22 protein-coding genes and 1 pseudogene are annotated in these 26,690 nt (G+C 60.0%); all 23 read left to right on the top strand.

What is annotated here, in order from left to right; genetic code table 11:
- Positions 1–7 precede the first annotated feature (7 nt).
- Positions 8–2,233: an NADP-dependent isocitrate dehydrogenase gene (locus tag M9827_RS26280; RefSeq protein ID WP_250608080.1), complete on the top strand. Its 2,226-nt coding sequence runs from the start codon at positions 8–10 to the stop codon at positions 2,231–2,233.
- Between the two features lie 142 nt (positions 2,234–2,375).
- Positions 2,376–2,822, top strand: coding sequence for an NUDIX hydrolase (locus M9827_RS26275; protein WP_093434285.1), 447 nt, complete (start codon positions 2,376–2,378; stop codon positions 2,820–2,822).
- Between the two features lie 59 nt (positions 2,823–2,881).
- Complete coding sequence (gene mnmA, locus M9827_RS26270; protein ID WP_007951446.1) at positions 2,882–4,006, top strand: tRNA 2-thiouridine(34) synthase MnmA; 1,125 nt, start codon at positions 2,882–2,884, stop codon at positions 4,004–4,006.
- The gene (gene hflD / locus M9827_RS26265; protein ID WP_122600567.1) at positions 4,003–4,626 is read left to right on the top strand and encodes a high frequency lysogenization protein HflD; all 624 of its coding nucleotides are present in this window, start codon (positions 4,003–4,005) and stop codon (positions 4,624–4,626) included. Before mnmA ends, hflD begins: the two co-directional genes overlap by 4 nt.
- A 127-nt stretch (positions 4,627–4,753) precedes the next feature.
- Positions 4,754–6,124 carry an adenylosuccinate lyase gene (gene purB, locus M9827_RS26260; protein WP_003223822.1) on the top strand — a complete coding sequence of 457 codons (1,371 nt, stop codon included), beginning with the start codon at positions 4,754–4,756 and terminating at the stop codon, positions 6,122–6,124.
- An 86-nt stretch (positions 6,125–6,210) separates the two neighbouring features.
- Positions 6,211–7,380 (top strand): ribosomal protein uL16 3-hydroxylase, encoded by a 1,170-nt coding sequence (locus tag M9827_RS26255; RefSeq protein ID WP_123450774.1) that lies wholly within the window; start codon positions 6,211–6,213, stop codon positions 7,378–7,380.
- A complete protein-coding gene (locus M9827_RS26250) occupies positions 7,373–7,798 on the top strand; it encodes a GNAT family N-acetyltransferase (RefSeq protein ID WP_034155132.1) in 426 nt (141 codons plus the stop codon). The genes M9827_RS26255 and M9827_RS26250 overlap by 8 nt, the downstream gene beginning before the upstream one ends.
- A gap of 243 nt (positions 7,799–8,041) precedes the next feature.
- The gene (locus M9827_RS26245) at positions 8,042–8,803 is read left to right on the top strand and encodes a secretin N-terminal domain-containing protein (RefSeq protein WP_250608078.1); all 762 of its coding nucleotides are present in this window, start codon (positions 8,042–8,044) and stop codon (positions 8,801–8,803) included.
- A gap of 474 nt (positions 8,804–9,277) precedes the next feature.
- Complete coding sequence (aceA, locus tag M9827_RS26240; RefSeq protein ID WP_093434273.1) at positions 9,278–10,603, top strand: isocitrate lyase; 1,326 nt, start codon at positions 9,278–9,280, stop codon at positions 10,601–10,603.
- A gap of 634 nt (positions 10,604–11,237) precedes the next feature.
- Positions 11,238–11,651 (top strand): NADH-quinone oxidoreductase subunit A, encoded by a 414-nt coding sequence (locus M9827_RS26235; protein WP_003223812.1) that lies wholly within the window; start codon positions 11,238–11,240, stop codon positions 11,649–11,651.
- 10 nt (positions 11,652–11,661) lie between these two features.
- Positions 11,662–12,336, top strand: a complete 675-nt coding sequence (locus M9827_RS26230) for a NuoB/complex I 20 kDa subunit family protein (RefSeq protein WP_003223809.1) — start codon at positions 11,662–11,664, stop codon at positions 12,334–12,336.
- Positions 12,337–12,410: 74 nt separating this feature from the next.
- The gene (gene nuoC, locus M9827_RS26225; protein WP_250608076.1) at positions 12,411–14,195 is read left to right on the top strand and encodes an NADH-quinone oxidoreductase subunit C/D; all 1,785 of its coding nucleotides are present in this window, start codon (positions 12,411–12,413) and stop codon (positions 14,193–14,195) included.
- A 2-nt stretch (positions 14,196–14,197) separates the two neighbouring features.
- Positions 14,198–14,695: an NADH-quinone oxidoreductase subunit NuoE gene (nuoE, locus tag M9827_RS26220; RefSeq protein WP_003223804.1), complete on the top strand. Its 498-nt coding sequence runs from the start codon at positions 14,198–14,200 to the stop codon at positions 14,693–14,695.
- Complete coding sequence (gene nuoF, locus M9827_RS26215; RefSeq protein WP_007920184.1) at positions 14,692–16,047, top strand: NADH-quinone oxidoreductase subunit NuoF; 1,356 nt, start codon at positions 14,692–14,694, stop codon at positions 16,045–16,047. Before nuoE ends, nuoF begins: the two co-directional genes overlap by 4 nt.
- A gap of 136 nt (positions 16,048–16,183) precedes the next feature.
- On the top strand, positions 16,184–18,898 hold the full coding sequence (nuoG, locus tag M9827_RS26210) for an NADH-quinone oxidoreductase subunit NuoG (RefSeq protein WP_250608074.1): 2,715 nt from the start codon (positions 16,184–16,186) through the stop codon (positions 18,896–18,898).
- Positions 18,895–19,902, top strand: coding sequence for an NADH-quinone oxidoreductase subunit NuoH (gene nuoH, locus M9827_RS26205; protein WP_007964859.1), 1,008 nt, complete (start codon positions 18,895–18,897; stop codon positions 19,900–19,902). The genes nuoG and nuoH overlap by 4 nt, the downstream gene beginning before the upstream one ends.
- 11 nt (positions 19,903–19,913) lie before the next feature.
- The gene (nuoI, locus tag M9827_RS26200) at positions 19,914–20,462 is read left to right on the top strand and encodes an NADH-quinone oxidoreductase subunit NuoI (RefSeq protein ID WP_003223795.1); all 549 of its coding nucleotides are present in this window, start codon (positions 19,914–19,916) and stop codon (positions 20,460–20,462) included.
- Between the two features lie 9 nt (positions 20,463–20,471).
- Complete coding sequence (nuoJ, locus tag M9827_RS26195) at positions 20,472–20,972, top strand: NADH-quinone oxidoreductase subunit J (RefSeq protein WP_007951462.1); 501 nt, start codon at positions 20,472–20,474, stop codon at positions 20,970–20,972.
- Between the two features lie 3 nt (positions 20,973–20,975).
- Positions 20,976–21,284, top strand: coding sequence for an NADH-quinone oxidoreductase subunit NuoK (gene nuoK, locus M9827_RS26190; RefSeq protein WP_003180046.1), 309 nt, complete (start codon positions 20,976–20,978; stop codon positions 21,282–21,284).
- A complete protein-coding gene (gene nuoL, locus M9827_RS26185) occupies positions 21,281–23,134 on the top strand; it encodes an NADH-quinone oxidoreductase subunit L (protein WP_250608072.1) in 1,854 nt (617 codons plus the stop codon). The genes nuoK and nuoL overlap by 4 nt, the downstream gene beginning before the upstream one ends.
- Before the next feature lie 39 nt (positions 23,135–23,173).
- Entirely contained in the window at positions 23,174–24,706 is a 1,533-nt protein-coding gene (gene nuoM, locus M9827_RS26180; RefSeq protein ID WP_250608070.1) for an NADH-quinone oxidoreductase subunit M, read from the top strand.
- Positions 24,707–24,713: 7 nt separating this feature from the next.
- The gene (gene nuoN / locus M9827_RS26175) at positions 24,714–26,177 is read left to right on the top strand and encodes an NADH-quinone oxidoreductase subunit NuoN (RefSeq protein ID WP_250608068.1); all 1,464 of its coding nucleotides are present in this window, start codon (positions 24,714–24,716) and stop codon (positions 26,175–26,177) included.
- Positions 26,178–26,447: 270 nt separating this feature from the next.
- Positions 26,448–26,543: pseudogene (locus M9827_RS26170) on the top strand (transcriptional regulator); the annotation flags it as partial.
- Between the last annotated feature and the right edge of the window lie 147 nt (positions 26,544–26,690).

Raw genomic sequence — 26,690 nt, 5'->3', positions numbered from 1 at the left:
TCCGAATATGCCCACCCGCTCGAAGATCATCTATACCTTCACCGACGAAGCTCCAGCCCTCGCCACCTATTCCCTGCTGCCGATCATCGAGGCTTACACCGCCTCGGCCGATATCGCCGTGGAAACCCGCGATATCTCTCTTGCAGCACGTATTCTGGCCAGCTTCCCCGAGCAACTGGGCGACAAAGCCGTAGCCGACCACCTCGCCGAACTGGGCGACCTGGCCGTTACGCCTGAAGCCAACATCATCAAGCTGCCGAACATCAGCGCTTCGGTGCCACAGCTGCAAGCCGCGATCAAAGAGCTGCAAGCTCAGGGTTACAACCTGCCGGACTACCCGGAAACCGTGACCAGCGACGCCGACAAAGACGCCAAGGCGCGTTACGACAAGGTCAAGGGCAGCGCCGTGAACCCGGTTCTGCGTGAAGGCAACTCCGACCGTCGCGCTCCGCTGTCGGTCAAGAACTACGCGCGCAAGCACCCGCACAAAATGGGCGCCTGGGCCAAAGACTCCAAGTCCCACGTCGCTCACATGAGCACCGGCGATTTCTACGGCAGCGAAAAAGCTGCCCTGATCGACGCCGCTGATGCCGTGAAGATCGAGCTGATCGCCAAGGACGGTACCGCTACCGTTCTGAAAGAAAAAACCACCGTTCAGGCCGGCGAGATCCTCGACTGCGCCGTGATGAGCAAAAACGCCCTGCGCGCGTTCATCGCTGCTGAAATCGAAAGCGCCAAGGCCCAGGGCGTGCTGCTTTCGGTTCACCTGAAAGCGACCATGATGAAGGTCTCCGACCCGATCATGTTCGGCCAGATCGTTGCCGAGTTCTATAAAGACGCGCTGACCAAGCACGCTGACGTGCTGGCCGAGATCGGCTTCAACCTGAACAACGGCATCGGCGATCTGTACGCACGCATCAAGGCCCTGCCGGCCGAGCAGCAAGCGCAGATCGAAGCTGACATGACCGCCGTCTACGCCGCTCGCCCTTCGCTGGCGATGGTCAACTCCGACAAAGGCATCACCAACCTGCACGTGCCGAGCGACGTGATCGTCGACGCCTCGATGCCGGCAATGATCCGTGACTCCGGCAAGATGTGGGGCACCGACGGTCAGTTGCACGACACCAAGGCTGTGATCCCGGATCGTTGCTACGCGACCATCTACCAGGCTGTGATCGAAGATTGCAAAGCCAATGGCGCTTTCGACCCGACCACCATGGGCAGCGTGCCAAACGTTGGCCTGATGGCGAAGAAAGCCGAAGAGTACGGCTCGCACGACAAGACCTTCCAGATCAAGGCTGACGGCGTGGTTCGCGTCACCGACAGCAAGGGCAAGCTGCTGATGGAACAGGCTGTTGAAGCCGGCGACATCTTCCGCATGTGCCAGACCAAAGATGCGCCGATCCAGGATTGGGTCAAACTGGCCGTCAACCGAGCTCGCGCCAGCAGCACCCCAGCGATCTTCTGGCTGGACCCGATGCGCGCTCACGATGGCGTGGTGATCGAGAAAGTTCAGGCTTACCTGAAGGATCACGACACTGCCGGTCTGGACATCCAGATCATGGCCCCGGTCGACGCCATGAAGTTCACCCTGCAGCGCACCCGCGAAGGCAAGGACACCATTTCGGTGACCGGCAACGTCCTGCGCGACTACCTGACCGACCTGTTCCCGATCATGGAACTGGGCACCAGCGCCAAGATGCTGTCGATCGTGCCGCTGATGAACGGCGGTGGCCTGTTCGAAACCGGCGCCGGCGGTTCGGCTCCGAAGCACGTGCAGCAACTGGTTGAAGAGAACTTCCTGCGCTGGGATTCGCTGGGCGAGTTCCTCGCACTGGCAGCGTCCCTTGAGCATTTGGGTGTGAACTACAACAACCCGAAAGCCCTGGTGCTGTCAAAAACCCTGGATCAGGCCACTGGCCAGTTCCTCGACAACAACAAGTCGCCATCGCGCAAAGTCGGCAACATCGACAACCGCGGCAGCCACTTCTACCTGGCGATGTACTGGGCTCAGGCCCTGGCCGCCCAGACCGAAGACGCTGCACTGCAAGCGCAGTTCGCGACCCTGGCCAAAACCCTGACCGAGAACGAAGCAACCATCGTTGCCGAGCTCAACGCCGTTCAGGGCAAGCCAGTCGACATCGGCGGTTACTACCACGCCAATGCCGAGCTGATCAGCAAGGCCATGCGCCCAAGCGCAACCCTCAACGCGGCGATTGCTGCGCTGGTTTAAGGTTGTAGCGCGGTAAACAAACCCCGGCCCTGTGCCGGGGTTTGTGTTTCCGGGTTTTATGATCACCACAAAACCCTTTGGGAGCTGGCTTGCCAGCTCCCACAGGGGACTGGGTTTCAACCAATAGATTGAGGAAGGTTTTATGGAATGGCTCCCCCACATCACCGTCGCCACCATCGTCGAAGACAACGGTCGCTTCTTGATGGTCGAAGAGCACAAGGCCGGGCGTAACGTGCTCAACCAGCCCGCCGGCCATCTCGACCCGGACGAAACCCTGATCGATGCCGCCGTGCGCGAAACCCTCGAAGAAACCGGCTGGGACGTCGAACCTACCGGCGTGATCGGCATTTACCTGTACACCGCGCCGAGCAACGGGGTGACCTACCAGCGCGTGTGCTTCAGCGCCAAAGCCGTGCAACACCACCCCGATTACCAACTCGATGACGGCATCGTCGGCGCCAAGTGGCTGACCCGCGACGAATTAATGGCCCAGCGCGACAACTGGCGCAGCGAGCTGATCATCCGTTGCATCGACGATTATCTGGCCGGTCATCACTTCAGCCTCGAACTGATCCGCCCTTCTCTTTAGCCTTGAGGCCGCGAGCCTGCTAGAATCGCGTCCTTTTTCAAGACACTCATTGAATCCCTATGCGTGATCCAGCCCCTTCTGACACATCCAAGAAGCGCGTCATTGTCGGCATGTCCGGCGGCGTGGACTCTTCCGTTTCCGCTCTCCTGCTGATCGAGCAGGGTTATGAAGTGGAAGGCCTGTTCATGAAGAACTGGGAAGAAGACGACGGAACGGAATACTGCACCGCCATGGACGACCTGGCGGATGCTCAGGCTGTCTGCGACAAGATCGGCATCAAGCTGCACACCGCCAACTTCGCCGCCGAGTACTGGGACAACGTGTTCGAGCACTTCCTCGCCGAATACAAGGCCGGCCGCACGCCGAACCCGGACATCCTTTGCAACCGCGAGATCAAGTTCAAGGCGTTCCTCGACTACGCCATGATGCTCGGCGCCGACCTGATCGCCACCGGCCACTACGTGCGCCGCCGCGACATCGATGGCCGCACCGAACTGCTCAAGGGCCTCGATCCGAACAAGGATCAGAGCTACTTCCTGCACGCCGTTGGCGGCGAACAGATCGCCAAGACCCTGTTCCCGGTCGGCGAACTGGAAAAGCCGGAAGTTCGCGCGATTGCCGAAAAATACGAGCTGGCCACCGCCAAGAAGAAGGATTCCACCGGGATCTGCTTTATCGGCGAGCGGCGTTTCAGCGACTTCCTCAAGCAATACCTGCCGGCGCAACCCGGTGAGATCAAGACCACCGAAGGCGAAGTCATCGGCCGCCACCACGGCTTGATGTACCACACCATCGGTCAGCGCCAGGGCCTCGGCATCGGCGGCTTGAAAGACGCCGGCGATGAGCCGTGGTATGTGCTGCGCAAGGACCTGGACACCAACGAACTGATCGTCGGCCAGGGCAACAACCACCCGTGGCTGTTCTCCAGCGCCCTGCTCGCTTCGGAAATCTATTGGGTCAACCCGATCGACCTGAGCCAGCCACTGCGCCTGACCGCCAAAGTGCGTTATCGCCAGAGCGATCAGGCCTGCACCCTGGAAAAAACCGCGACCGGCTACCGCGCCGTGTTCGACGAACCGCAACGTGCGGTCACGCCGGGCCAGTCGGTGGTGTTTTACGACGGTGAAATCTGCCTCGGTGGCGGCGTGATTGAAGTCGCCGAGCCGTGGAGCGGCCAGGCATGAGCCCGACTCAGGAGCAACTGACGGCGCTGGGCGGCGTGTTTCTCGCCGCCGTGCTGGTCGACCGGATCGCCAAGACCGGCCAGACCAACGAGGCCGGCCTGAGCTGCATGCTCGGTAGTCTGCTGGTGCGCGACCCGAAGGACACGCTGGACGTCTACGGCGGCGACGACATCAATTTGCGCGAAGGTTACCGCGCACTGATCGGCGCCCTCGAGCGCGATCCGAGCACATTGCAGCGCGAGCCGTTGCGTTATGCCCTGTCGATGCTCGGTCTTGAGCGTCAACTGGCCAAACGTGACGACATGCTCGACATCATCGGCAAGCGTTTGCCGCAGATCCAGTCGCAGGTCGAGCACTTCGGCCCGGCCCACGAGAACGTCGTCGCGGCTTGCGGCGCGCTGTATCAGGACACCCTGAGCACCTTGCGCCAACGCATTCAGGTGCACGGCGACATGCGCAACCTGCAGCAACCGAGCAATGCCTCGAAGATCCGCGCCCTGTTGCTCGCCGGGATTCGTTCGGCGCGGCTGTGGCGGCAGCTCGGCGGCCATCGCTGGCAGCTGGTGATCAGCCGGCGCAAGCTGCTCAAAGAGCTGTATCCGTTGATGCGCAGCGAGTAAAACGCCGCGTAATAAAAGCTTTGTAGTCTGTAACGCGTAATACGCCGGTCAGTTGGCAACGGACCGGCGGATTTTTTCATGTATGATACGCGCCCCATTTCGTTGCCCGACTGTCCGAGAACACCCCATGCAGCTTTCTTCGCTCACTGCGGTTTCCCCTGTTGACGGCCGCTACGCCGGCAAAACCCAGGCCCTGCGCCCGATTTTCAGCGAGTACGGCCTGATCCGTGCCCGTGTTCTGGTTGAAGTGCGCTGGCTCCAGCGTCTGGCCGCCCACGCTGGCATCCCGGAAGTGCCAGCCTTCTCCGCCGAGGCCAACGCCGTTCTCAATGAACTGGCTGAAAACTTCTCTCTGGAGCACGCCGAGCGCGTCAAAGAGATCGAGCGCACCACCAACCACGACGTCAAAGCGATCGAATACCTGCTCAAAGAGCAGGCGGCCAAGCTGCCGGAGCTGGCCAAGGTCAGCGAGTTCATCCACTTTGCCTGCACCAGCGAAGACATCAACAACCTGTCCCACGCCCTGATGCTGCGCGAAGGCCGTGACGACGTGATGCTGCCGCTGATGCGCCAGACCGCCAACGCCATTCGCGAACTGGCCATCCGTTTCGCTGACGTGCCGATGCTGTCGCGCACCCATGGTCAACCGGCCTCCCCGACCACTTTGGGTAAAGAGCTGGCGAACGTGGTTTACCGTCTCGAGCGTCAGATCGCTCAAGTCGCTGCCGTGCCGCTGCTGGGCAAGATCAACGGCGCTGTCGGCAACTACAACGCGCACCTGTCGGCCTACCCGCAGATCGACTGGGAAGCCAACGCCCGCGCCTTCATCGAAGACGAGCTGGGCCTGGGCTTCAACCCGTACACCACGCAGATCGAACCGCACGACTACATCGCCGAGCTGTTCGACGCGATCGCGCGCTTCAACACCATCCTGATCGACTTCGACCGTGACATCTGGGGCTACATCTCCCTGGGTTATTTCAAGCAGCGCACCATCGCTGGCGAAATCGGTTCGTCGACCATGCCGCACAAGGTCAACCCGATCGACTTCGAAAACTCCGAAGGCAACCTGGGCATCGCCAACGCACTGTTCCAGCACCTGGCGAGCAAACTGCCGATCTCCCGCTGGCAGCGCGACCTGACCGACTCCACCGTACTGCGCAACCTCGGTGTCGGCTTCGCCCACAGCGTGATCGCCTACGAAGCCAGCCTCAAAGGCATCAGCAAACTGGAGCTCAACGAGCAGAAGATTGCCGCTGACCTCGACGCTTGCTGGGAAGTCCTGGCTGAGCCGATCCAGACCGTGATGCGCCGTTACAACATCGAAAACCCGTACGAGAAGCTGAAAGAACTGACCCGCGGCAAGGGCATCAGCCCTGAAGCACTGCAGACTTTCATCGACGGCCTGGACATGCCTGCCGAAGCGAAAGCCGAGCTCAAGCAACTGACCCCGGCCAACTACATCGGTAACGCTGTAGCGCAAGCCAAACGCATCTGATCGACCGCTTGATCCGTTTGAGACGCCCGGCCGCGCCGGGCGTTTTTATTCCCGTCTGAAAAGTGCTTTTTTTCAATAGGTTACATATGAATTCCGATATTCCTCTTCAACTTCTGGGCGGCCTCACAGCACGCGAATTCCTGCGCGACTACTGGCAGAAAAAGCCACTGCTGATCCGTCAGGCGATTCCTGACTTCGAAAGCCCGATCGACGCCGACGAACTGGCCGGCCTGGCCCTGGAAGAAGAAGTCGAATCGCGCTTGGTCATCGAGCACGGCGAGCGTCCATGGGAACTGCGTCGCGGCCCGTTCGCTGAAGACGAATTCAGCAAACTGCCGGAAAAAGAGTGGACCTTGCTGGTTCAAGCGGTTGACCAATTCGTCCCGGAAGTCAGCGAACTGCTGGAAAACTTCCGCTTCCTGCCGAGCTGGCGCGTCGATGACGTGATGATCAGCTTCGCCGCCCCGGGTGGCAGCGTCGGTCCGCACTTCGACAACTACGACGTGTTCCTGCTGCAAGGCCACGGCAAGCGCAACTGGAAAATCGGCCAGATGTGCGATTCCGAGAGCCCGCTGCTGCAACACGCGGACCTGCGCATCCTCGCTGAATTCCACGAGACCGAAGAGTGGGTGCTGGAGCCGGGCGACATGCTCTACCTGCCGCCACGTCTGGCCCACTGCGGTGTCGCCGTCGACAACTGCATGACCTACTCGGTCGGTTTCCGCGCACCAAGCGCTTCCGAAGTGCTGACGCACTTCACCGATTTCCTCAGCCAGTTCCTGACTGACGAAGAGCGCTACACCGACGCCGACGCGCAGCCTGCAGCCGATCCACACCAGATCCAGCACGATGCACTGGATCGCCTGAAAGCCCTGCTCGCCGAGCACATGAGCGACGAGCGCCTGCTGCTGACCTGGTTCGGCCAGTACATGACCGAGCCGCGCTACCCGGAACTGGTGGTCGGCCCGGAAGAAATCGAAGAAGAAGACTTCCTCGCCGCTCTGCAGGACGGCGCGGTGCTGATCCGCAACCCGAGCGCGCGCTTGGCCTGGTCAGAAGTCGATGACGACCTGCTGCTGTTCGCCAGCGGTCAGAGCCGTTACCTGCCGGGCAAGCTGCGCGAACTGCTGAAGCTGATCTGCGCCGCTGACGCCCTGCACACCGACAACCTCGGTGAGTGGCTGAACGACGAAGACGGTTGCAGCCTGCTGTGCCAACTGGTCAAGCAAGGTAGCCTGGGGTTCGCCGATGAATAAGATTCGCGTTCGTGTCGCAGACTGGCAGAAGGACATCGCCGAGATCCGGCGCATTCGTGAAACGGTGTTCATCGCCGAGCAATCGGTGCCACCTGAGCTGGAATGGGACGCGGACGACGCGACCGCCGTGCATTTTCTGGCATTTGAAGGCGACTTTCCGATCGGCACTGCGCGCTTGCTGCCTGATGGGCACATCGGCCGGGTTTCGGTGCTGAAAGACTGGCGCGGCATGAAGGTCGGTGATGCGCTGATGCAAGCGGTGATTGCTGAAGCGGAAGAACGTGGCTTGAAGCAGCAGATGCTCAGCGCCCAGGTGCAGGCTACGGCGTTCTATGAGCGCCTGGGTTTCAGCCTGGTCAGTGAAGAATTCCTGGAAGCAGGGATTCCGCATGTCGATATGGTTCGGCATTCGGCTTAAGACCGCGGCGCGGCCTTCGCGAGCAGGCTCGCTCCCACAGGGGATCTGTGCCTGACGCACAATTTGTGTCCGCTGGAGATCTACTGTGGGAGCGAGCCTGCTCGCGAAGAGGCCCGCCAGCACACCACAAAACGCCCCGCCATTTTCGGATGCCGGGGCGTTTTGCTGTCTACGATTCAACTTGCCCCACCCAAGGCCGACAAACTGGCAATATCAAGCCTTTCGAAAGCGGAGATAACGGACATGTCCCTACGCACCCTGCTCACCACCCTGCTGCTCGGTTGCAGTTTTTCGGTGATGGCAGCCACAGAAATCGTGCCCCTCAATTACCGCACCAGCGCTGATATGCTGCCAATGGCGCAAGACTTCCTCGGCAAGGACGGGCAGGTCAGCGCCTACGGCAACCAACTGATCATCAAGGCCGAGCCGGGCAAGATTCAGGAACTCAAGGCGCTGATCACGCAGCTGGATACAGCGCCCAAGCGCTTGCTGATTACCGTCGACACCAACGAAAACAATGGCCGTGGCGACGAAGGTTATTCAGTCAACGGCGCCCAGCCAAACCAGGCCCGCATCATCAGCCGCAGCACCGCCAGCCGTGAGGGCGGCGTGCAGCAGGTGCAGGCCACCGATGGCATGCCGGCGCTGATTCAGGTCGGGCAAAGTGTGCCGATCACCAGCAGCCAGACAAATTCTTACGGCGATTACAGCAGCCAGACCCAATACCGCAACGTCACCCAGGGTTTCTATGTCACCGCCAGCGTCACCGGTGACACCGTTCACCTGGCGATCAGCACCAACCGTGACCGCATGAGCCAGGAGCGTCCCGATGTAGTGAACGTGCAAAGCACCGACACAACTGTCAGCGGCCGCCTCGGCGAGTGGATCACTCTTGCCGGCGTAAATCGCCAAACCCAAGCCGACAAACAGGGTCTGACCCGCAGCTACTCGACTCAAGGCCGGGATGACATGACCTTACGGGTGAAAGTCGACGCCTTGGACTAAAGCACCGAAAACTGACTGATTAGTCGTATTAGACGAAAGATGTAGTGCTTGAAAAAAAGCACTACAAAACGTTTGACGGGGTAAAAAAGCGAAGGCATGATGGCCTCGCTCCCGCTAATCAGGGGCCCTGGAAAGGGCCTTCGAAGCGATGTTCGCACCTACCCCGCGAACCGTTTCGTGTCTGTACCGCCCACAAGGTGTGTTTGACGAGGTTGCCGACTGGAACGAAGTTGTCCCGAGGGACGGAAGCGTATTTAGGTAACCCGGCTTCACGCTGTAGACCGTATAAAGGCCCACGACGCCCGAATGCGCCCTGCAGTGCGCCACTACCTGCTCACTTCCCCTCGAGCCCATCGTTCATCCCGTCGCCTACCCCGCCGAATCCGACTTGAGCACCTAAGCTTCTGGTCAGCGAGCGCAGGAATTTTCCACCGCAGAACAACTTTTCATAAAGACGCGACGAGGTTTATCTCCATGGCACTGACACGCGAACAGCAAATTGCAGCCCTCGAAAAAGACTGGGCTGAAAACCCGCGCTGGAAAGGCGTGACACGCACTTACTCCGCTGCTGACGTCGTCCGTCTGCGTGGCTCGGTTCAACCTGAGCACACCTTTGCAAAAATGGGCGCCGAGAAGCTGTGGAACCTGGTCACCCAGGGTGCCAAGCCCTCCTTCCGTCCTGAGAAAGACTTCGTCAACTGCATGGGCGCCCTGACCGGCGGCCAGGCTGTTCAGCAGGTTAAAGCCGGTATCCAGGCGATCTACCTGTCGGGCTGGCAAGTGGCTGCGGACAACAACTCCGCTGAATCCATGTACCCGGACCAGTCGCTGTACCCGGTGGATTCGGTTCCAACCGTGGTCAAGCGCATCAACAACTCGTTCCGTCGTGCTGACCAGATCCAGTGGAAAGCCGGCAAGAACCCGGGCGACGACGGCTACATCGACTACTTCGCGCCAATCGTGGCTGACGCTGAAGCCGGTTTCGGCGGCGTGCTGAACGCCTACGAGCTGATGAAGAGCATGATCGAAGCAGGCGCCGCCGGCGTTCACTTCGAAGACCAACTGGCTTCCGTGAAAAAATGCGGTCACATGGGCGGTAAAGTACTGGTTCCTACTCAGGAAGCCGTACAGAAGCTGACCGCTGCACGTCTGGCTGCCGACGTTGCCGGCACTCCGACCATCATTCTGGCTCGCACTGACGCTAACGCTGCTGACCTGCTGACTTCCGATTGCGACCCGTACGACCAGCCGTTCGTGACTGGCGAGCGCACCCAGGAAGGTTTCTACAAGGTTCGTGCCGGTCTCGATCAAGCCATCGCCCGTGGTCTGGCTTACGCGCCGTACGCCGACCTGATCTGGTGCGAAACCGCCAAGCCGGATCTGGACGAAGCTCGCCGCTTCGCCGAAGCGATCAAAAAGGAATACCCGGACCAACTGCTGTCGTACAACTGCTCGCCTTCCTTCAACTGGAAGAAAAACCTCGACGACGCGACCATCGCCAAGTTCCAGCGCGAACTGTCCGCCATGGGTTACAAGCACCAGTTCATCACCCTGGCCGGCATTCACAACATGTGGCACAGCATGTTCAACCTGGCGCACGACTACGCCCGCAACGACATGACTGCCTACGTGAAGCTGCAGGAGCAGGAATTCGCTGACGCCGCCAAGGGTTACACCTTCGTGGCTCACCAGCAGGAAGTGGGCACCGGCTACTTCGACGACATGACCACTGTGATTCAAGGTGGCTCGTCGTCGGTCACCGCGCTGACCGGTTCGACCGAAGAAGAACAGTTCCACTGATTCGGCTTCGCTGAGCAAACGGCCTTTGCGGATCGTATAGAAAGCTAACCGCAGAGTCGCAAAACTGACGCCCCGACTGGTTCGGGGCGTTTTTTTTGCGCCCGGAAACATACCCTCCCCTGTAGGAGCTGCCGAAGGCTGCGATCTTTTGACTTTGTTTTTTCAGAATCAAAAGCAGGATCAAAAGATCGCAGCCTTCGGCAGCTCCTACAGGGATCGGTGTCGTTCGGAGAAAACATTGATCCAGAGCGGTACAACCGTCAGAAAAATCCGCTAAAACGGGCGCCGTCGCTACTTGCAGTAACGTGCAAGTAAGACAACTTCCCGACTGACATCCCGATAAACAGTTACAAAACCCCCTCAAACGATATCAATTATCATTTAGCCGCAACTATGTTCGTTACATTCTCTACAAAACATTATTTGCATAAACCCGCCTAATGCCCGCAACGCATGGGCTTCAGGGCACTGGAGATGCGCTATGTCCTTATTCCAATAAATAATTTCGCTATAGGAATTTTACTTGCAGGGTGTTTAGCCATAAAATCAGCGCGATTGATTGCTGCGACATATCGTCACTGCCTATTTCTTTATCAAGCTCAGAGACCTTTGCTCTCTGTTAAGGATTACCAGCATGCCCGAAGCGACAGGACTCATGGCCCACAACTGGGGCTTTGCCATTTTCCTTCTGGGTGTCGTCGGCCTGTGTGCCTTCATGCTTGGCGTCTCCAGCCTCCTTGGGTCAAAAGCCTGGGGCCGCAGCAAAAACGAACCGTTCGAGTCGGGCATGCTACCTACCGGTGGCGCCCGCTTGCGGCTCTCAGCCAAATTCTATCTGGTCGCGATGCTCTTCGTGATCTTCGATATCGAAGCCCTCTTTCTCTTTGCATGGTCTGTGTCCGTCCGCGAAAGCGGCTGGACCGGATTCGTCGAAGCTCTCGTTTTCATAGCAATTCTGTTGGCAGGTCTTGTCTACCTGTTCCGAGTGGGCGCCCTTGACTGGGCTCCGGAAGCTCGTCGCAAGCGGCAGGCGAAGCTGAAACAATGAGGCTTTGGCAATGCAATACAATCTCACCAGGATCGACCCCGATGCTCCTAACGAGCAATATCCGATTGGCGAACGGGAAACCGTTTCCGATCCGTTAGAAGATCAAGTTCACAAAAACATTTTCATGGGCAAGCTGGAAGACGTGCTGAGTGGCGCGGTCAACTGGGGACGTAAGAACTCCCTGTGGCCGTACAACTTCGGCCTGTCGTGCTGCTACGTGGAAATGACCACCGCCTTCACGGCGCCCCACGACATCGCGCGCTTTGGCGCCGAAGTGATCCGGGCATCGCCGCGTCAGGCCGACTTCATGGTTATCGCCGGTACCTGCTTCATCAAGATGGCGCCGATCATCCAGCGTCTCTACGAGCAAATGCTCGAGCCGAAATGGGTTATCTCCATGGGTTCGTGCGCCAACTCCGGCGGCATGTACGACATCTACTCCGTGGTTCAAGGGGTGGACAAGTTCCTGCCCGTGGACGTCTACGTACCTGGCTGCCCACCCCGTCCAGAAGCATTTCTGCAAGGCTTGATGCTGCTGCAGGAATCGATTGGACAGGAGCGTCGTCCGCTTTCCTGGGTCGTTGGTGATCAAGGCGTTTATCGCGCCGACATGCCTTCGCAGAAGGAACAGCGCCGCGAACAGCGAATCGCAGTCACCAACCTGCGCAGCCCTGACGAAGTCTGATCCAGATCTGTTCTTACAAAAGAAACGAGAAGCTGGCTTCATTCTTTACGTTGACCGAAAGCGAAAAAATAACCATGACTACAGGCAGCGCTCTGTACATCCCGCCTTATAAGGCAGACGACCAGGATGTGGTCGTCGAATTGAACAACCGTTTTGGCGCCGAGGCGTTCACCGCTCAGTCGACCCGCACCGGCATGCCGGTACTGTGGGTCGCGCGCGCCAGGCTCGTTGAAGTCCTGACTTTCCTGCGCAACCTGCCCAAGCCGTACGTCATGCTCTATGACCTGCACGGCGTGGACGAGCGTCTGCGCACCAAGCGTCAAGGGCTGCCATCGGACGCCGAGTTCACCGTGTTCTATCACCTCATGTCGCTTGAGCGTAATAGTGACGTGATGATCAAAGTCGCCTTGTCCGAAAGCGACCTGAGCTTGCCGACCGTCACCAGCATCTGGCCGAACGCCAACTGGTACGAGCGTGAAGTCTGGGACATGTACGGCATCGACTTCAAAGGCCACCCGCACCTGTCGCGCATCATGATGCCGCCGACCTGGGAAGGTCACCCGCTGCGCAAGGACTTCCCGGCGCGCGCCACCGAATTCGATCCGTTCAGCCTCAACCTCGCCAAGCAGAAGCTTGAAGAAGAAGCCGCGCGCTTCCGTCCTGAAGACTGGGGCATGAAGCGTTCCGGTGCCAACGAGGACTACATGTTCCTCAACCTCGGCCCGAACCACCCTTCCGCGCACGGTGCCTTCCGCATCATTCTGCAGCTGGACGGTGAAGAGATCGTCGACTGCGTGCCGGACATCGGTTACCACCACCGTGGTGCCGAGAAGATGGCCGAACGTCAGTCGTGGCACAGTTTCATCCCGTACACCGACCGTATCGATTACCTCGGCGGCGTGATGAACAACCTGCCGTACGTGCTCTCGGTCGAGAAGCTGGCCGGTATCAAGGTGCCGGAGAAGGTCGACGTTATCCGCATCATGATGGCCGAGTTCTTCCGGATCACCAGCCACCTGCTGTTCCTGGGGACTTACATCCAGGACGTTGGTGCGATGACTCCGGTGTTCTTCACCTTCACCGACCGCCAGAAGGCGTACACGGTGATCGAAGCCATTACCGGTTTCCGTCTGCACCCGGCCTGGTACCGCATCGGTGGCGTCGCCCACGACCTGCCGCGCGGCTGGGAAAAACTGGTGAAAGACTTCGTTGAATGGCTGCCAAAACGCCTCGACGAATACACCAAGGCTGCCCTGCAGAACAGCATCCTCAAGGGTCGTACCATCGGCGTCGCCCAGTACAACACCAAAGAAGCCCTGGAATGGGGTGTCACCGGTGCCGGCCTGCGTTCGACCGGTTGCGATTTCGACCTGCGTAAAGCGCGTCCGTACTCCGGCTACGAGAACTTCGAATTCGAAGTACCGCTGGCCGCCAACGGCGATGCCTACGACCGCTGCATGGTTCGCGTCGAAGAGATGCGCCAGAGCATCAAGATCATCGACCAGTGCATGCGCAACATGCCGGAAGGCCCGTACAAGGCGGATCACCCGCTGACCACGCCGCCGCCAAAAGAGCGCACGCTGCAGCACATCGAAACCCTGATCACGCACTTCCTGCAAGTTTCGTGGGGCCCGGTCATGCCGGCCAACGAATCCTTCCAGATGATCGAAGCGACCAAGGGCATCAACAGTTATTACCTGACGAGCGACGGCGGCACCATGAGCTACCGTACCCGGATCCGTACTCCGAGCTTCCCGCACCTGCAACAGATCCCTTCGGTGATCAAAGGCAGCATGGTCGCGGACTTGATTGCGTACCTGGGTAGTATCGACTTCGTTATGGCCGACGTGGACCGCTAAGCATGAACAGCACGCTTATCCAGACAGACCGTTTCACCCTGAGTGAAACCGAGCGCTCGGCCATCGAGCACGAGTTGCATCACTACGAAGACCCGCGCGCGGCGTCGATCGAAGCCCTGAAGATCGTTCAGAAAGAACGCGGCTGGGTGCCGGATGGCGCCTTGTACGCGATCGGCGAGATCCTCGGCATCCCGGCCAGCGACGTTGAAGGTGTGGCGACGTTCTACAGCCAGATCTTCCGTCAGCCGGTCGGCCGTCACATCATTCGCGTCTGCGACAGCATGGTCTGCTACATCGGTGGCCACGAGTCGGTGGTCAGCGAAATCCAGAACAATCTGGGCATCGGCCTGGGTCAGACCACCGCCGACGGTCGTTTCACCCTGCTGCCTGTCTGCTGCCTCGGCAACTGCGACAAGGCACCGGCGCTGATGATCGACGACGACACCTTTGGCGACGTACAGCCTGCTGGCGTGGCTAAACTGCTCGAGGGCTACGTATGACCCTGACATCTTTCGGTCCTGCCAACCGCATTCAGCGTTCGGCCGAGACTCACCCGCTGACCTGGCGTCTGCGTGACGACGGCGAAGCCGTGTGGCTCGACGAATACCAGGCCAAGAACGGTTACGCTGCTGCGCGCAAAGCCTTCGCCGACATGGATCAGGACGCCATCGTCCAGACCGTGAAGGACGCCGGCCTCAAAGGTCGCGGCGGTGCAGGCTTCCCCACTGGCGTGAAGTGGGGCCTGATGCCCAAGGACGAATCCATCAACATCCGCTACCTGCTGTGCAACGCGGATGAAATGGAGCCGAACACCTGGAAAGACCGCATGCTGATGGAGCAACTGCCCCATCTGCTGATCGAAGGCATGCTGATCAGTGCCCGCGCGCTGAAAACCTACCGTGGCTACATCTTCCTGCGTGGCGAATACACCACCGCCGCCAAGCACCTCAACCGTGCTGTGGAAGAAGCCAAGGCTGCGGGCCTTTTGGGTAAAAACATTCTGGGCAGCGGCTTCGATTTCGAGCTGTTCGTCCACACCGGCGCCGGGCGTTACATCTGCGGTGAAGAAACCGCGCTGATCAACTCCCTCGAAGGCCGCCGCGCCAACCCGCGCTCCAAGCCGCCCTTCCCTGCCGCCGTTGGCGTGTGGGGCAAGCCGACCTGCGTGAACAACGTCGAAACCCTGTGCAACGTGCCGGCGATCATTGCCGACGGCGTTGACTGGTACAAATCGTTGGCCCGCGAAGGCAGCGAAGACATGGGCACCAAGCTCATGGGCTTCTCCGGCAAAGTGAAAAACCCGGGTCTGTGGGAACTGCCATTCGGCGTCACCGGTCGCGAGTTGTTCGAAGACTACGCCGGCGGCATGCGCGACGGTTTCAAACTCAAGGCCTGGCAGCCAGGTGGCGCCGGTACCGGTTTCCTCCTGCCAGAACACCTCGACGCACAAATGTACGCCGGCGGCATCGCCAAAGTGGGCACCCGTATGGGTACCGGCCTGGCCATGGCGGTGGACGACAGCGTCAACATGGTCTCCTTGCTGCGCAACATGGAGCAGTTCTTCGCGCGCGAGTCGTGCGGTTTCTGCACCCCGTGCCGCGATGGCTTGCCATGGAGCGTCAAGCTCTTGATGGCCATCGAACAAGGCCGTGGTCAGCCAGGCGACATCGAGACCTTGCTGGGTCTGGTCAACTTCCTCGGCCCGGGCAAGACCTTCTGTGCTCACGCACCGGGTGCCGTGGAACCGTTGGGCAGTGCCATCAAATACTTCCGTCCAGAGTTCGAAGCCGGTATCGCGCCAGTCAGCGCCGCCGTCCCGCCTCTGGCAAGGCCGATCGTAATCGGCGCGTAAACGCTTAAAAAGGCGAAGGGTCCGTGCCCTTCGCCTTTCGTCCGATGACGCCTTTCGGGGCTGACTGGATTCGGACGGATAACAAGATTCCATTAGCCACGCCCGCTGACACCGGGCCAACGAAGACCTTTGAACCATGGCCACTATCCACGTAGACGGCAAAGCGCTCGAAGTCGACGGGGCAGACAACCTGTTACAGGCATGTCTGTCGCTGGGCCTCGACATCCCTTATTTCTGCTGGCACCCCGCGCTTGGTAGCGTCGGGGCTTGCCGCCAGTGCGCGGTCAAGCAGTACACCGACGAGAACGACACCCGTGGTCGCATCGTCATGTCCTGCATGACCCCGGCCACCGACAACACCTGGATCTCCATCGACGATGAAGAATCCAAGGCGTTCCGCGCCAGTGTTGTCGAATGGCTGATGACCAATCACCCGCACGACTGCCCTGTGTGCGAAGAAGGCGGTCACTGCCACCTGCAAGACATGACGGTGATGACCGGCCACAACGAGCGCCGTTATCGCTTCACCAAACGCACTCACCAGAACCAGCAACTGGGCCCGTTCATTTCCCACGAAATGAACCGCTGCATCGCTTGCTACCGCTGCGTGCGTTTCTACAAGGATTACGCCGGCGGCACCGACCTCGGTGTGTTCGGCGCCCACGACAACGTGTACTTCGGTCGCGTTGAAGACGGCACCCTCGAAAGCGAGTTCTCCGGCAACCTCACCGAGGTCTGCCCGACCGGTGTGTTCACCGACAAGACTCACTCCGAGCGCTACAACCGCAAGTGGGACATGCAGTTCTCGCCGAGCATCTGCCATGGCTGCTCGAGCGGCTGCAACATCTCTCCGGGCGAACGTTACGGCGAACTGCGTCGCATCGAAAACCGTTTCAACGGTTCGGTGAACCAGTACTTCCTGTGTGACCGTGGCCGTTTCGGTTATGGCTACGTCAACCGCACCGACCGCCCACGTCAGCCGCTGCTGGCCGACGGCACCAAGCTGGGCCTCGACGCCGCGCTGGATAAAGCTGCTGACCTGCTGCGCGGGCGCAACATCGTCGGTATCGGTTCGCCGCGTGCCAGCCTCGAAAGCAACTACGCGTTGCGCGAACTGGTCGGCGCCGAGCATTTCTACTCGGGTATCGAAGCCTCCGAACTGGAGCGCATCCGTCTGGTCCTGCAAGTGCTGAAAGACAGCCCGCTGCCAGTGCCGAACATGCGCGACATCGAAGACCACGACGCGATCTTCGTCCTCGGTGAAGACCTGACCCAGACTGCTGCGCGTATGGCCCTGTCCCTGCGTCAGTCGGTCAAAGGCAAAGCTGAAGACATGGCCGAAGCCATGCGCGTTCAGCCTTGGCTCGACGCGGCGGTGAAGAACATCGGTCAGCACGCGCTGAACCCGCTGTTCATCGCCAGCCTCGCTGAAACCAAGCTCGACGACATCGCCGAAGAATGCGTGCACGCAGCTCCGGACGATCTGGCGCGCATCGGTTTCGCCGTGGCTCACGCTCTGGACGCCAGCGCCCCGGCCGTTGAAGGTCTGGACGCTGAAGCACTGGAACTGGCCAAGCGCATTGCTGATGCCCTGCTCGCGGCCAAACGTCCGCTGATCATCGCCGGTACTTCGCTGGGCTCCAAAGCCTTGATCGAAGCTGCCGCCAACATCGCCAAGGCCCTGAAGCTGCGCGAGAAGAACGGTTCCATCAGCCTGATCGTGCCGGAAGCCAACAGCCTCGGCCTGGCCATGCTCGGTGGCGAGTCGGTGGATGCTGCGCTGCAAGCCGTCATCGACGGTAAAGCCGACGCCATCGTCGTGCTGGAAAACGACCTGTACACCCGCACCTCGAAAGCCAAGGTCGATGCGGCCCTGAACGCCGCGCAAGTGGTGATCGTTGCCGACCATCAGAAGACTGCCACCACCGACCGCGCGCACCTGGTTCTGCCAGCGGCGAGCTTCGCGGAAGGCGACGGTACGCTGGTCAGCCAGGAAGGTCGCGCCCAGCGCTTCTTCCAGGTTTTCGACCCGCAATACATGGACGCGAGCATCCTGGTTCACGAAGGCTGGCGCTGGCTGCACGCCCTGCGTTCGACTCTGCTGAACCAGCCGATCGACTGGACGCAACTCGACCACGTCACCGCTGCCGTGGCTTCGAGCACCGAGCAACTGGCGCGCATCGTCGACGCAGCCCCATCGGCCGCATTCCGCATCAAGGGTCTGAAACTGGCGCGTGAGCCGCTGCGTTATTCCGGTCGCACCGCGATGCGCGCCGACATCAGCGTTCACGAACCGCGTACCCCGCAAGACAAAGACACCGCGTTCGCCTTCTCCATGGAAGGTTACTCGGGTTCGGCTGAACCGCGTCAGCAAGTGCCATTCGCCTGGTCGCCGGGCTGGAACTCGCCACAAGCGTGGAACAAGTTCCAGGACGAAGTCGGTGGTCACCTGCGCGCTGGCGATCCGGGCACCCGCCTGATCGAAAGCACCGGCGATTCGCTGAACTGGTTCGCTGCCGCGCCGCGTGCATTCAATCCGGCGCCGGGCACCTGGCAGGCTGTGCCGTTCTACCACCTGTTCGGCAGCGACGAGAACTCGTCGAAAGCTGCGCCGGTGCAAGAGCGCATTCCGGCTCCGTACGTGGCTCTGGCGAAATCCGAAGCGGATCGTCTGGGCGTCAACGACGGTGCCCTGCTGAGCCTGAACGTCGCCGGTCAGACCCTGCGTCTGCCGCTGCGCATCAATGAAGAACTGGGCGCTGGTCTGGTGGCCTTGCCTGCGGGCATCGCCGGCATTCCACCGGCATTCGCCGGCGTGTCCGTCGACGGTCTGCAGGAGGCAGCGCAATGACCTGGTTCACCCCTGAAGTGATCGATGTGATCCTGACGGTCATCAAAGCCATCGTGATTCTGCTGGCCGTTGTGGTCGCAGGCGCGTTGCTCAGCTTTGTCGAACGTCGCCTGCTGGGCTGGTGGCAGGACCGTTACGGTCCGAACCGCGTTGGCCCGTTCGGTATGTTCCAGATCGCCGCCGACATGCTGAAGATGTTCTTCAAGGAAGACTGGACCCCGCCGTTTGCCGACAAAGTGATCTTCACTTTGGCACCGGTGGTGGCCATGTCGGCCTTGCTGATCGCCTTTGCGATCATCCCGATCACCCCGACCTGGGGCGTGGCGGATCTGAACATCGGCCTGCTGTTCTTCTTCGCCATGGCCGGTCTGTCGGTCTACGCGGTGTTGTTCGCCGGTTGGTCGAGTAACAACAAGTTCGCTCTGCTCGGCAGCTTGCGTGCCTCGGCGCAGACCGTGTCCTACGAAGTGTTCATGGGCCTGGCCCTGATGGGCATCGTGGTGCAGGTCGGCTCGTTCAACATGCGTGACATCGTCGAGTACCAGGCGCAGAACCTGTGGTTCATCATTCCGCAGTTCTTCGGCTTCTGTACCTTCTTCATCGCTGGCGTGGCCGTGACTCACCGTCACCCGTTCGACCAGCCGGAAGCGGAACAGGAACTGGCCGACGGTTACCACATTGAATACGCCGGTATGAAATGGGGCATGTTCTTCGTCGGTGAATACATCGGCATCATCCTGATCTCGGCGCTGTTGGTCACCCTGTTCTTCGGTGGCTGGCACGGTCCGTTCGGCATCCTGCCGCAACTGTCCTTCGTCTGGTTCGCACTGAAGACCGCGTTCTTCATCATGCTGTTCATCCTGCTGCGCGCATCCATTCCGCGTCCGCGTTATGACCAGGTGATGGATTTCAGCTGGAAATTCTGCCTGCCACTGACCCTGATCAATTTGCTGATAACCGCTGCGGTTGTGTTGTGGAACACACCTGCGGTTGCGGTTCAGTGAGGATTTGACCCATGTTCAAATATATTGGCGACATCGTTAAGGGTACTGGTACCCAGTTGCGCAGCCTGGTCATGGTCTTCGGCCATGGCTTTCGCAAGCGCGACACCCTGCAATACCCGGAAGAACCGGTCTACCTGCCGCCACGTTACCGTGGTCGCATCGTCCTGACCCGTGACCCCGATGGTGAAGAACGTTGCGTAGCCTGCAACCTGTGCGCCGTGGCTTGCCCGGTGGGTTGCATCTCGCTGCAGAAAGCTGAAACCGAAGACGGTCGCTGGTACCCGGACTTCTTCCGTATCAACTTCTCGCGCTGCATTTTCTGCGGTCTCTGCGAGGAAGCCTGTCCGACCACCGCAATCCAGCTGACCCCGGATTTCGAGATGGCCGAGTTCAAACGTCAGGACCTGGTGTACGAGAAAGAAGATCTGCTGATCTCCGGCCCCGGCAAAAACCCTGATTACAACTTCTATCGTGTTGCAGGTATGGCAATCGCTGGCAAGCCGAAAGGCTCCGCACAGAACGAAGCCGAACCGATCAACGTGAAGAGCTTGCTGCCTTAAGGAAGAACGATGGAATTCGCTTTCTATTTCGCATCGGGTATCGCTGTTGTGTCCACGCTACGTGTGGTCACCAACACCAACCCCGTGCACGCCCTGCTCTACCTGATCATCTCGTTGATCGCCGTGGCCATGACCTTCTTCGCACTCGGCGCGCCGTTCGCCGGCGTGCTGGAAGTGATCGCCTACGCCGGCGCCATCATGGTGCTGTTCGTGTTCGTGGTGATGATGCTGAACCTGGGCCCGGCCTCGGTTCAGCAGGAACGCACCTGGCTCAAGCCTGGCATCTGGGCAGGACCGGTGATTCTCGCCGCCCTGCTGCTGGCCGAACTGCTGTATGTGCTGTTCGCTCACCAGAGCGGTCAGGCCATCGGCCACACCACCGTAGACGCGAAAGCCGTGGGCATCAGCCTGTTCGGTCCGTATCTGCTGGTGGTCGAACTCGCCTCGATGCTGCTGCTCGCCGCAGCCGTCACGGCGTTCCATTTGGGCCGTAACGAGGCGAAGGAGTAAGACATGCCTGCTATCCCTCTCGAGCATGGATTGGCCGTCGCCGGCATCCTGTTCTGCCTTGGTCTGGTCGGCCTGATGGTCCGCCGCAACATTTTGTTCGTGTTGATGAGTCTGGAAGTGATGATGAACGCCTCTGCACTGGCCTTCATCGTGGCGGGCGCCCGCTGGGCGCAGCCGGATGGACAGATCATGTTCATCCTGGTGATCAGCCTTGCAGCCGCCGAGGCCAGTATTGGTCTGGCGATCCTGCTGCAACTGTATCGCCGCTTCCACACGCTCGATATCGACGCTGCCAGTGAGATGCGCGGATGAATCTTATCTTTCTGACTTTCGTATTCCCTCTGATCGGTTTCCTGCTGCTGTCGTTCTCCCGTGGACGCTGGTCGGAAAACCTCTCGGCGCTGGTCGGCGTGGGTTCCATTGGCTTGTCGGCGATTGTCGCCGCCTACGTCATCTGGCAATTCAACGTCGCGCCACCCGAAGGCGGTCACTACACCCTGGTACTTTGGCAGTGGATGGCGGTGGAAGGCTTCAAGCCTGACTTCGCCCTGTACGTCGACGGCCTGTCGATCACCATGCTCGGCGTGGTGGTGGGTGTGGGTTTCCTGATCCACCTGTTCGCGTCCTGGTACATGCGCGGCGAAGCGGGCTACTCGCGCTTCTTCTCGTACACCAACCTGTTTATCGCCAGCATGCTGTTCCTGGTGCTCGGCGATAACCTGTTGTTCCTGTACTTCGGCTGGGAAGGCGTGGGCCTGTGCTCGTACCTGTTGATCGGTTTCTACTACAGCAACCGCAACAACGGTAACGCCGCACTCAAGGCCTTCATCGTGACCCGGATCGGCGACGTGTTCATGGCCATCGGCCTGTTCATCCTGTTCCAGCAAGTGGGCACGCTGAACATCCAGGAACTGCTGGTGCTGGCACCGCAGAAATTCCAGGTCGGCGACTTCTGGATCACCCTGGCGACCCTGATGCTGCTGGGTGGCGCGGTCGGTAAATCGGCACAACTGCCGCTGCAAACCTGGCTCGCGGATGCGATGGCTGGCCCGACTCCGGTTTCGGCACTGATCCACGCCGCGACGATGGTGACCGCCGGTGTCTACCTGATCGCTCGTACCCACGGTCTGTTCACCCTGGCGCCGGAAATCCTGCACCTGGTGGGCATCGTTGGTGGCGTGACCCTGGTACTGGCCGGTTTCGCCGCGCTGGTACAGACCGACATCAAACGTATCCTCGCCTACTCGACCATGAGCCAGATCGGCTACATGTTCCTGGCGCTGGGCGTGGGTGCATGGGATGGCGCGATTTTCCACCTGATGACCCACGCCTTCTTCAAGGCCCTGCTGTTCCTTGCTTCCGGTGCGGTGATCGTTGCCTGCCACCACGAGCAGAACATCTTCAAGATGGGCGGTCTGTGGAAAAAACTGCCACTGGCCTACGCCAGCTTCATCGTCGGTGGTGCTGCGCTGGCCGCTCTGCCACTGGTCACCGCAGGCTTCTACTCCAAGGACGAAATCCTTTGGGAAGCGTTCGCCAGCGGCAACCACGGTCTGCTTTACGCAGGTCTGGTCGGCGCGTTCATGACTTCGCTGTACACCTTCCGCCTGATCTTCATCACGTTCCACGGTGAAGCCAAGACTGAAGCCCACGCCGGTCACGGCATCGCTCACTGGCTGCCGCTGTCGGTGCTGATCGTGCTGTCGACCTTCGTCGGTGCCATGATCGTGCCGCCGCTGCACGGCGTTCTGCCAGAAAGCGTTGGCCATGCCGGTGGCGAAGCCAAGCACAGTCTGGAAATCGCTTCGGGCGCCATCGCCCTGGCCGGTATCCTGCTGGCAGCGCTGCTGTTCCTCGGCAAGCGTCGCTTCGTCACGGCCATCGCCAACAGCGGCATCGGCCGTTTCCTTTCGGCCTGGTGGTTCGCTGCCTGGGGCTTCGACTGGATCTACGACAAACTGTTCGTCAAGCCTTACCTGGCGATCAGCCACGTACTGCGCAAAGACCCGCTCGACCAGACCATCGGTCTGATCCCGCGTATGGCCAAGGGTGGTCACACTGCCCTGAGCCGCACCGAGACCGGTCAACTGCGTTGGTACGCTGCTTCGATGGCTGCTGGTGCCGTGCTGGTGATTGGCGCCATCGTGCTGGTAGCGGTCTGATATGAACCTTGCGAATTTGCGAAAGGAAACGAGCCCGTCATGATTCTGCCTTGGCTAATCCTGATCCCCTTCATCGGCGGCCTGCTGTGCTGGATGGGTGAGCGCTTCGGCGCTACCCTCCCCCGCTGGATTGCGCTGTTGACCATGACCCTGGAACTCGCCCTCGGCCTCTGGCTGTGGGCCCACGGTGACTATTCATTTGCTCCGGCGCCCGGCGCCGATCCGACCTGGGCGCTTGAGTTCAAGCATGTCTGGATCCAGCGCTTCGGCATCAACGTGCACCTGGCCCTCGACGGCCTGTCGCTGTTGATGATCCTGCTGACCGGCCTGCTGGGTATCCTCTCGGTACTCTGCTCGTGGAAAGAGATTCAACGTCACGTTGGCTTCTTCCACCTGAACCTGATGTGGATCCTGGGCGGCGTGGTCGGCGTGTTCCTCGCCCTCGACCTGTTCATGTTCTTCTTCTTCTGGGAAATGATGCTGGTGCCGATGTACTTCCTCATCGCGCTCTGGGGTCACAGTTCTTCGGACGGCAAGAAAACCCGCATCTACGCAGCGACCAAGTTCTTCATCTTCACTCAGGCTTCCGGCCTGATCATGCTGGTGGCGATCCTCGGTCTGGTGCTGGTCAACTTCAACAACACTGGCGTGATTACTTTCAACTACGCCGACCTGTTGAAAACCAAGATGTCGATGACCACCGAGTACATCCTGATGCTCGGTTTCTTCATCGCCTTCGCGGTCAAGCTGCCCGTCGTACCGTTCCACTCCTGGCTGCCGGATGCCCACGCCCAGGCGCCGACTGCAGGTTCCGTCGACCTCGCCGGTATCCTGCTGAAAACCGCTGCCTACGGTCTGCTGCGTTTCGCCCTGCCGCTGTTCCCGAATGCCTCGGCCGAATTCGCGCCGATCGCCATGACCCTCGGTCTGATCGGGATCTTCTACGGTGCGTTCCTCGCTTTCGCACAAACCGACATCAAGCGTCTGATCGCCTTCTCTTCCGTTTCCCACATGGGCTTCGTGTTGATCGGCATCTACTCCGGCAGCCAACTGGCGCTGCAAGGCGCGGTGATCCAGATGCTGGCGCACGGTCTGTCGGCGGCGGCACTGTTTATCCTCAGCGGTCAGTTGTACGAGCGCCTGCACACTCGTGACATGCGTGAGATGGGCGGTCTGTGGTCGCGTATCGCTTACCTGCCAGCCATCAGCCTGTTCTTCGCCGCCGCGTCGCTGGGCTTGCCGGGTACCGGTAACTTTGTCGGCGAGTTCCTGATCCTGATCGGTTCCTTCGCCAGCGCGCCATGGGTCACCGCGATTGCCACCTCCGGTCTGGTGTTCGGTTCGGTCTACTCGCTGATCATGATCCACCGTGCCTACTTCGGTCCGTCGAAATCGGACGCGGTACTGCACGGCATGGACGGTCGCGAACTGATCATGGTGCTGGGCCTTGCGGTGCTGCTGATTTACCTCGGCGTCTACCCGCAACCGTTCCTCGACACTTCTGCCGCCACGATGCATGGCGTACAGCAGTGGCTCGGCACCGCCTTCACTCAACTCGCTTCGGCCCGGTAAGAGCGCTATGGAATTCACGATTCAACACTTTATTGCGCTTGCGCCACTGTTGATCACCAGCCTCACCATTATCGTGGTGATGCTGGCAATCGCCTGGCGCCGCAACCACTCGCAGACCTTCCTGATCTCAGTGGCGGGTCTGAACCTGGCCTTGCTGTCGATCCTGCCAGCCCTGAAAGTCGCGCCTCTGGCCGTGACTCCATTGCTGCAAATCGACACCTTCGCTTGCCTGTACATGGCGCTGATTCTGGTCGCCACCCTCGCTTGCGTCACCCTCGCCCACGCCTATCTGGGCGATGGCGGTTCGGGTTACCCGGGCAACCGTGAAGAACTGTACCTGCTGATCCTGATGGCCGCCGCCGGTGGTCTGGTTCTGGTCAGCGCGCAGCACCTGGCCGGCTTGTTCATCGGTCTGGAACTGCTCTCGGTACCGGTTTACGGTCTGGTGGCTTACGCCTTCTTCAACAAGCGTTCGCTGGAAGCCGGCATCAAGTACATGGTGCTGTCGGCCGCCGGTTCCGCGTTCCTGTTGTTCGGTATGGCGCTGCTGTACGCCGACTCGGGTTCGCTGAGCTTCGTTGGCATCGGTCAGGCGCTGGCCGCGACTGGCATGCCTAGCTCGCTGGCACAACTGGGCCTGGGCATGATGCTGATCGGTCTGGCGTTCAAGCTGTCGCTGGTACCGTTCCACTTGTGGACGCCGGACGTTTACGAAGGTGCTCCGGCACCGGTGGCCGCGTTCCTCGCGACCGCTTCGAAGGTTGCGGTGTTTGCGGTGATGGTGCGTCTGTTCCAGATCTCCCCTGCTGCCAGCAGTGGCGTACTGAGCGACGTGCTGACCGTCATTGCCATCGCCTCGATCCTGTTCGGTAACCTGCTGGCCCTGACCCAGAGCAACCTCAAGCGTCTGCTCGGTTACTCGTCCATCGCGCACTTCGGCTACCTGCTGATTGCACTGGTGGCGAGCAAGGGTCTGGCGGTGGAAGCCATCGGCGTGTACCTGGTCACCTACGTCATCACCAGCCTCGGCGCGTTCGGGGTGATCACCCTGATGTCCTCGCCGTACAACGGCCGTGACGCCGACGCGCTGTACGAGTACCGCGGCCTGTTCTGGCGCCGTCCGTACCTGACCGCCGTCCTCACCGTGATGATGCTGTCCCTGGCCGGTATCCCGCTGACCGCTGGCTTCATCGGCAAGTTCTACATCATCGCTACCGGTGTTGAATCGCATCAGTGGTGGTTGGTGGGTTCGCTGGTACTGGGCAGCGCCATCGGCGTGTTCTACTACCTGCGCGTGATGGTCACCCTGTACCTGATCGAGCCAAACCTGCGTCGCCACGACGCCCAGCTGCACTGGGAACAGAAGGCAGGCGGCGTGATGCTGCTGGCCATCGCCCTGGTCGCGTTCTTCCTGGGTGTGTACCCGCAACCATTGCTGACCCTGGTTCAGCAGGCGGGTCTGGCGGGCTGATTGCTTGGCTGGCTAGAAATGAAAACGGCACCTTCGGGTGCCGTTTTTGTTTTTGTGGGATTTAACGTCAAAAGATCGCAGCCTTCGGCAGCTCCTACATTGGGATGGTGGGCGGTCTGTAGGAGCTGCCGAAGGCTGCGATTTTTTGACTTACAACGCTCTCCCCTTTTTAGGAATTTGCCTGCAAAGCGGCGAGCAATGGCTGACATTCTGCACAAGGAAATTGCGGTTAAATTTGAGGATCACCTATCAAGTGGAGGTCCACGAACCATGAAGCGGGATATTTTTTCAGAGTTGATGGATGGCCTTGATGCGATAGCCAAAGAACGCCAAGGCAAAATCACCTTGAAGAAGACGCGTGTAGAACAGATCGACGCCATGAAGGGCAAACTCATACTTCCCGCCGAAACTGATGCCTCTCTATCACACGGTTTGCTGGATACCGCCGAAAGATAAAAGCCACATCTGCTCACATGTGATCTATCAGACTCACTCAACCCACTGTGGGAGCGA

The organism is Pseudomonas sp. AKS31, assembly GCF_023634765.1.
Taxonomy (GTDB): Bacteria; Pseudomonadota; Gammaproteobacteria; order Pseudomonadales; family Pseudomonadaceae; genus Aquipseudomonas.
This window is presented reverse-complemented; position numbering and strand designations above follow the sequence as displayed.

Coding starts and splice junctions, on each gene's coding strand:
- M9827_RS26280 (WP_250608080.1), top strand. CDS start 8: ATGCCCACCCGCTCGAAGATCATCTATACCTTCACCGACGAAGCTCCA.
- M9827_RS26275 (WP_093434285.1), top strand. CDS start 2,376: ATGGAATGGCTCCCCCACATCACCGTCGCCACCATCGTCGAAGACAAC.
- mnmA (WP_007951446.1), top strand. CDS start 2,882: ATGCGTGATCCAGCCCCTTCTGACACATCCAAGAAGCGCGTCATTGTC.
- hflD (WP_122600567.1), top strand. CDS start 4,003: ATGAGCCCGACTCAGGAGCAACTGACGGCGCTGGGCGGCGTGTTTCTC.
- purB (WP_003223822.1), top strand. CDS start 4,754: ATGCAGCTTTCTTCGCTCACTGCGGTTTCCCCTGTTGACGGCCGCTAC.
- M9827_RS26255 (WP_123450774.1), top strand. CDS start 6,211: ATGAATTCCGATATTCCTCTTCAACTTCTGGGCGGCCTCACAGCACGC.
- M9827_RS26250 (WP_034155132.1), top strand. CDS start 7,373: ATGAATAAGATTCGCGTTCGTGTCGCAGACTGGCAGAAGGACATCGCC.
- M9827_RS26245 (WP_250608078.1), top strand. CDS start 8,042: ATGTCCCTACGCACCCTGCTCACCACCCTGCTGCTCGGTTGCAGTTTT.
- aceA (WP_093434273.1), top strand. CDS start 9,278: ATGGCACTGACACGCGAACAGCAAATTGCAGCCCTCGAAAAAGACTGG.
- M9827_RS26235 (WP_003223812.1), top strand. CDS start 11,238: ATGCCCGAAGCGACAGGACTCATGGCCCACAACTGGGGCTTTGCCATT.
- M9827_RS26230 (WP_003223809.1), top strand. CDS start 11,662: ATGCAATACAATCTCACCAGGATCGACCCCGATGCTCCTAACGAGCAA.
- nuoC (WP_250608076.1), top strand. CDS start 12,411: ATGACTACAGGCAGCGCTCTGTACATCCCGCCTTATAAGGCAGACGAC.
- nuoE (WP_003223804.1), top strand. CDS start 14,198: ATGAACAGCACGCTTATCCAGACAGACCGTTTCACCCTGAGTGAAACC.
- nuoF (WP_007920184.1), top strand. CDS start 14,692: ATGACCCTGACATCTTTCGGTCCTGCCAACCGCATTCAGCGTTCGGCC.
- nuoG (WP_250608074.1), top strand. CDS start 16,184: ATGGCCACTATCCACGTAGACGGCAAAGCGCTCGAAGTCGACGGGGCA.
- nuoH (WP_007964859.1), top strand. CDS start 18,895: ATGACCTGGTTCACCCCTGAAGTGATCGATGTGATCCTGACGGTCATC.
- nuoI (WP_003223795.1), top strand. CDS start 19,914: ATGTTCAAATATATTGGCGACATCGTTAAGGGTACTGGTACCCAGTTG.
- nuoJ (WP_007951462.1), top strand. CDS start 20,472: ATGGAATTCGCTTTCTATTTCGCATCGGGTATCGCTGTTGTGTCCACG.
- nuoK (WP_003180046.1), top strand. CDS start 20,976: ATGCCTGCTATCCCTCTCGAGCATGGATTGGCCGTCGCCGGCATCCTG.
- nuoL (WP_250608072.1), top strand. CDS start 21,281: ATGAATCTTATCTTTCTGACTTTCGTATTCCCTCTGATCGGTTTCCTG.
- nuoM (WP_250608070.1), top strand. CDS start 23,174: ATGATTCTGCCTTGGCTAATCCTGATCCCCTTCATCGGCGGCCTGCTG.
- nuoN (WP_250608068.1), top strand. CDS start 24,714: ATGGAATTCACGATTCAACACTTTATTGCGCTTGCGCCACTGTTGATC.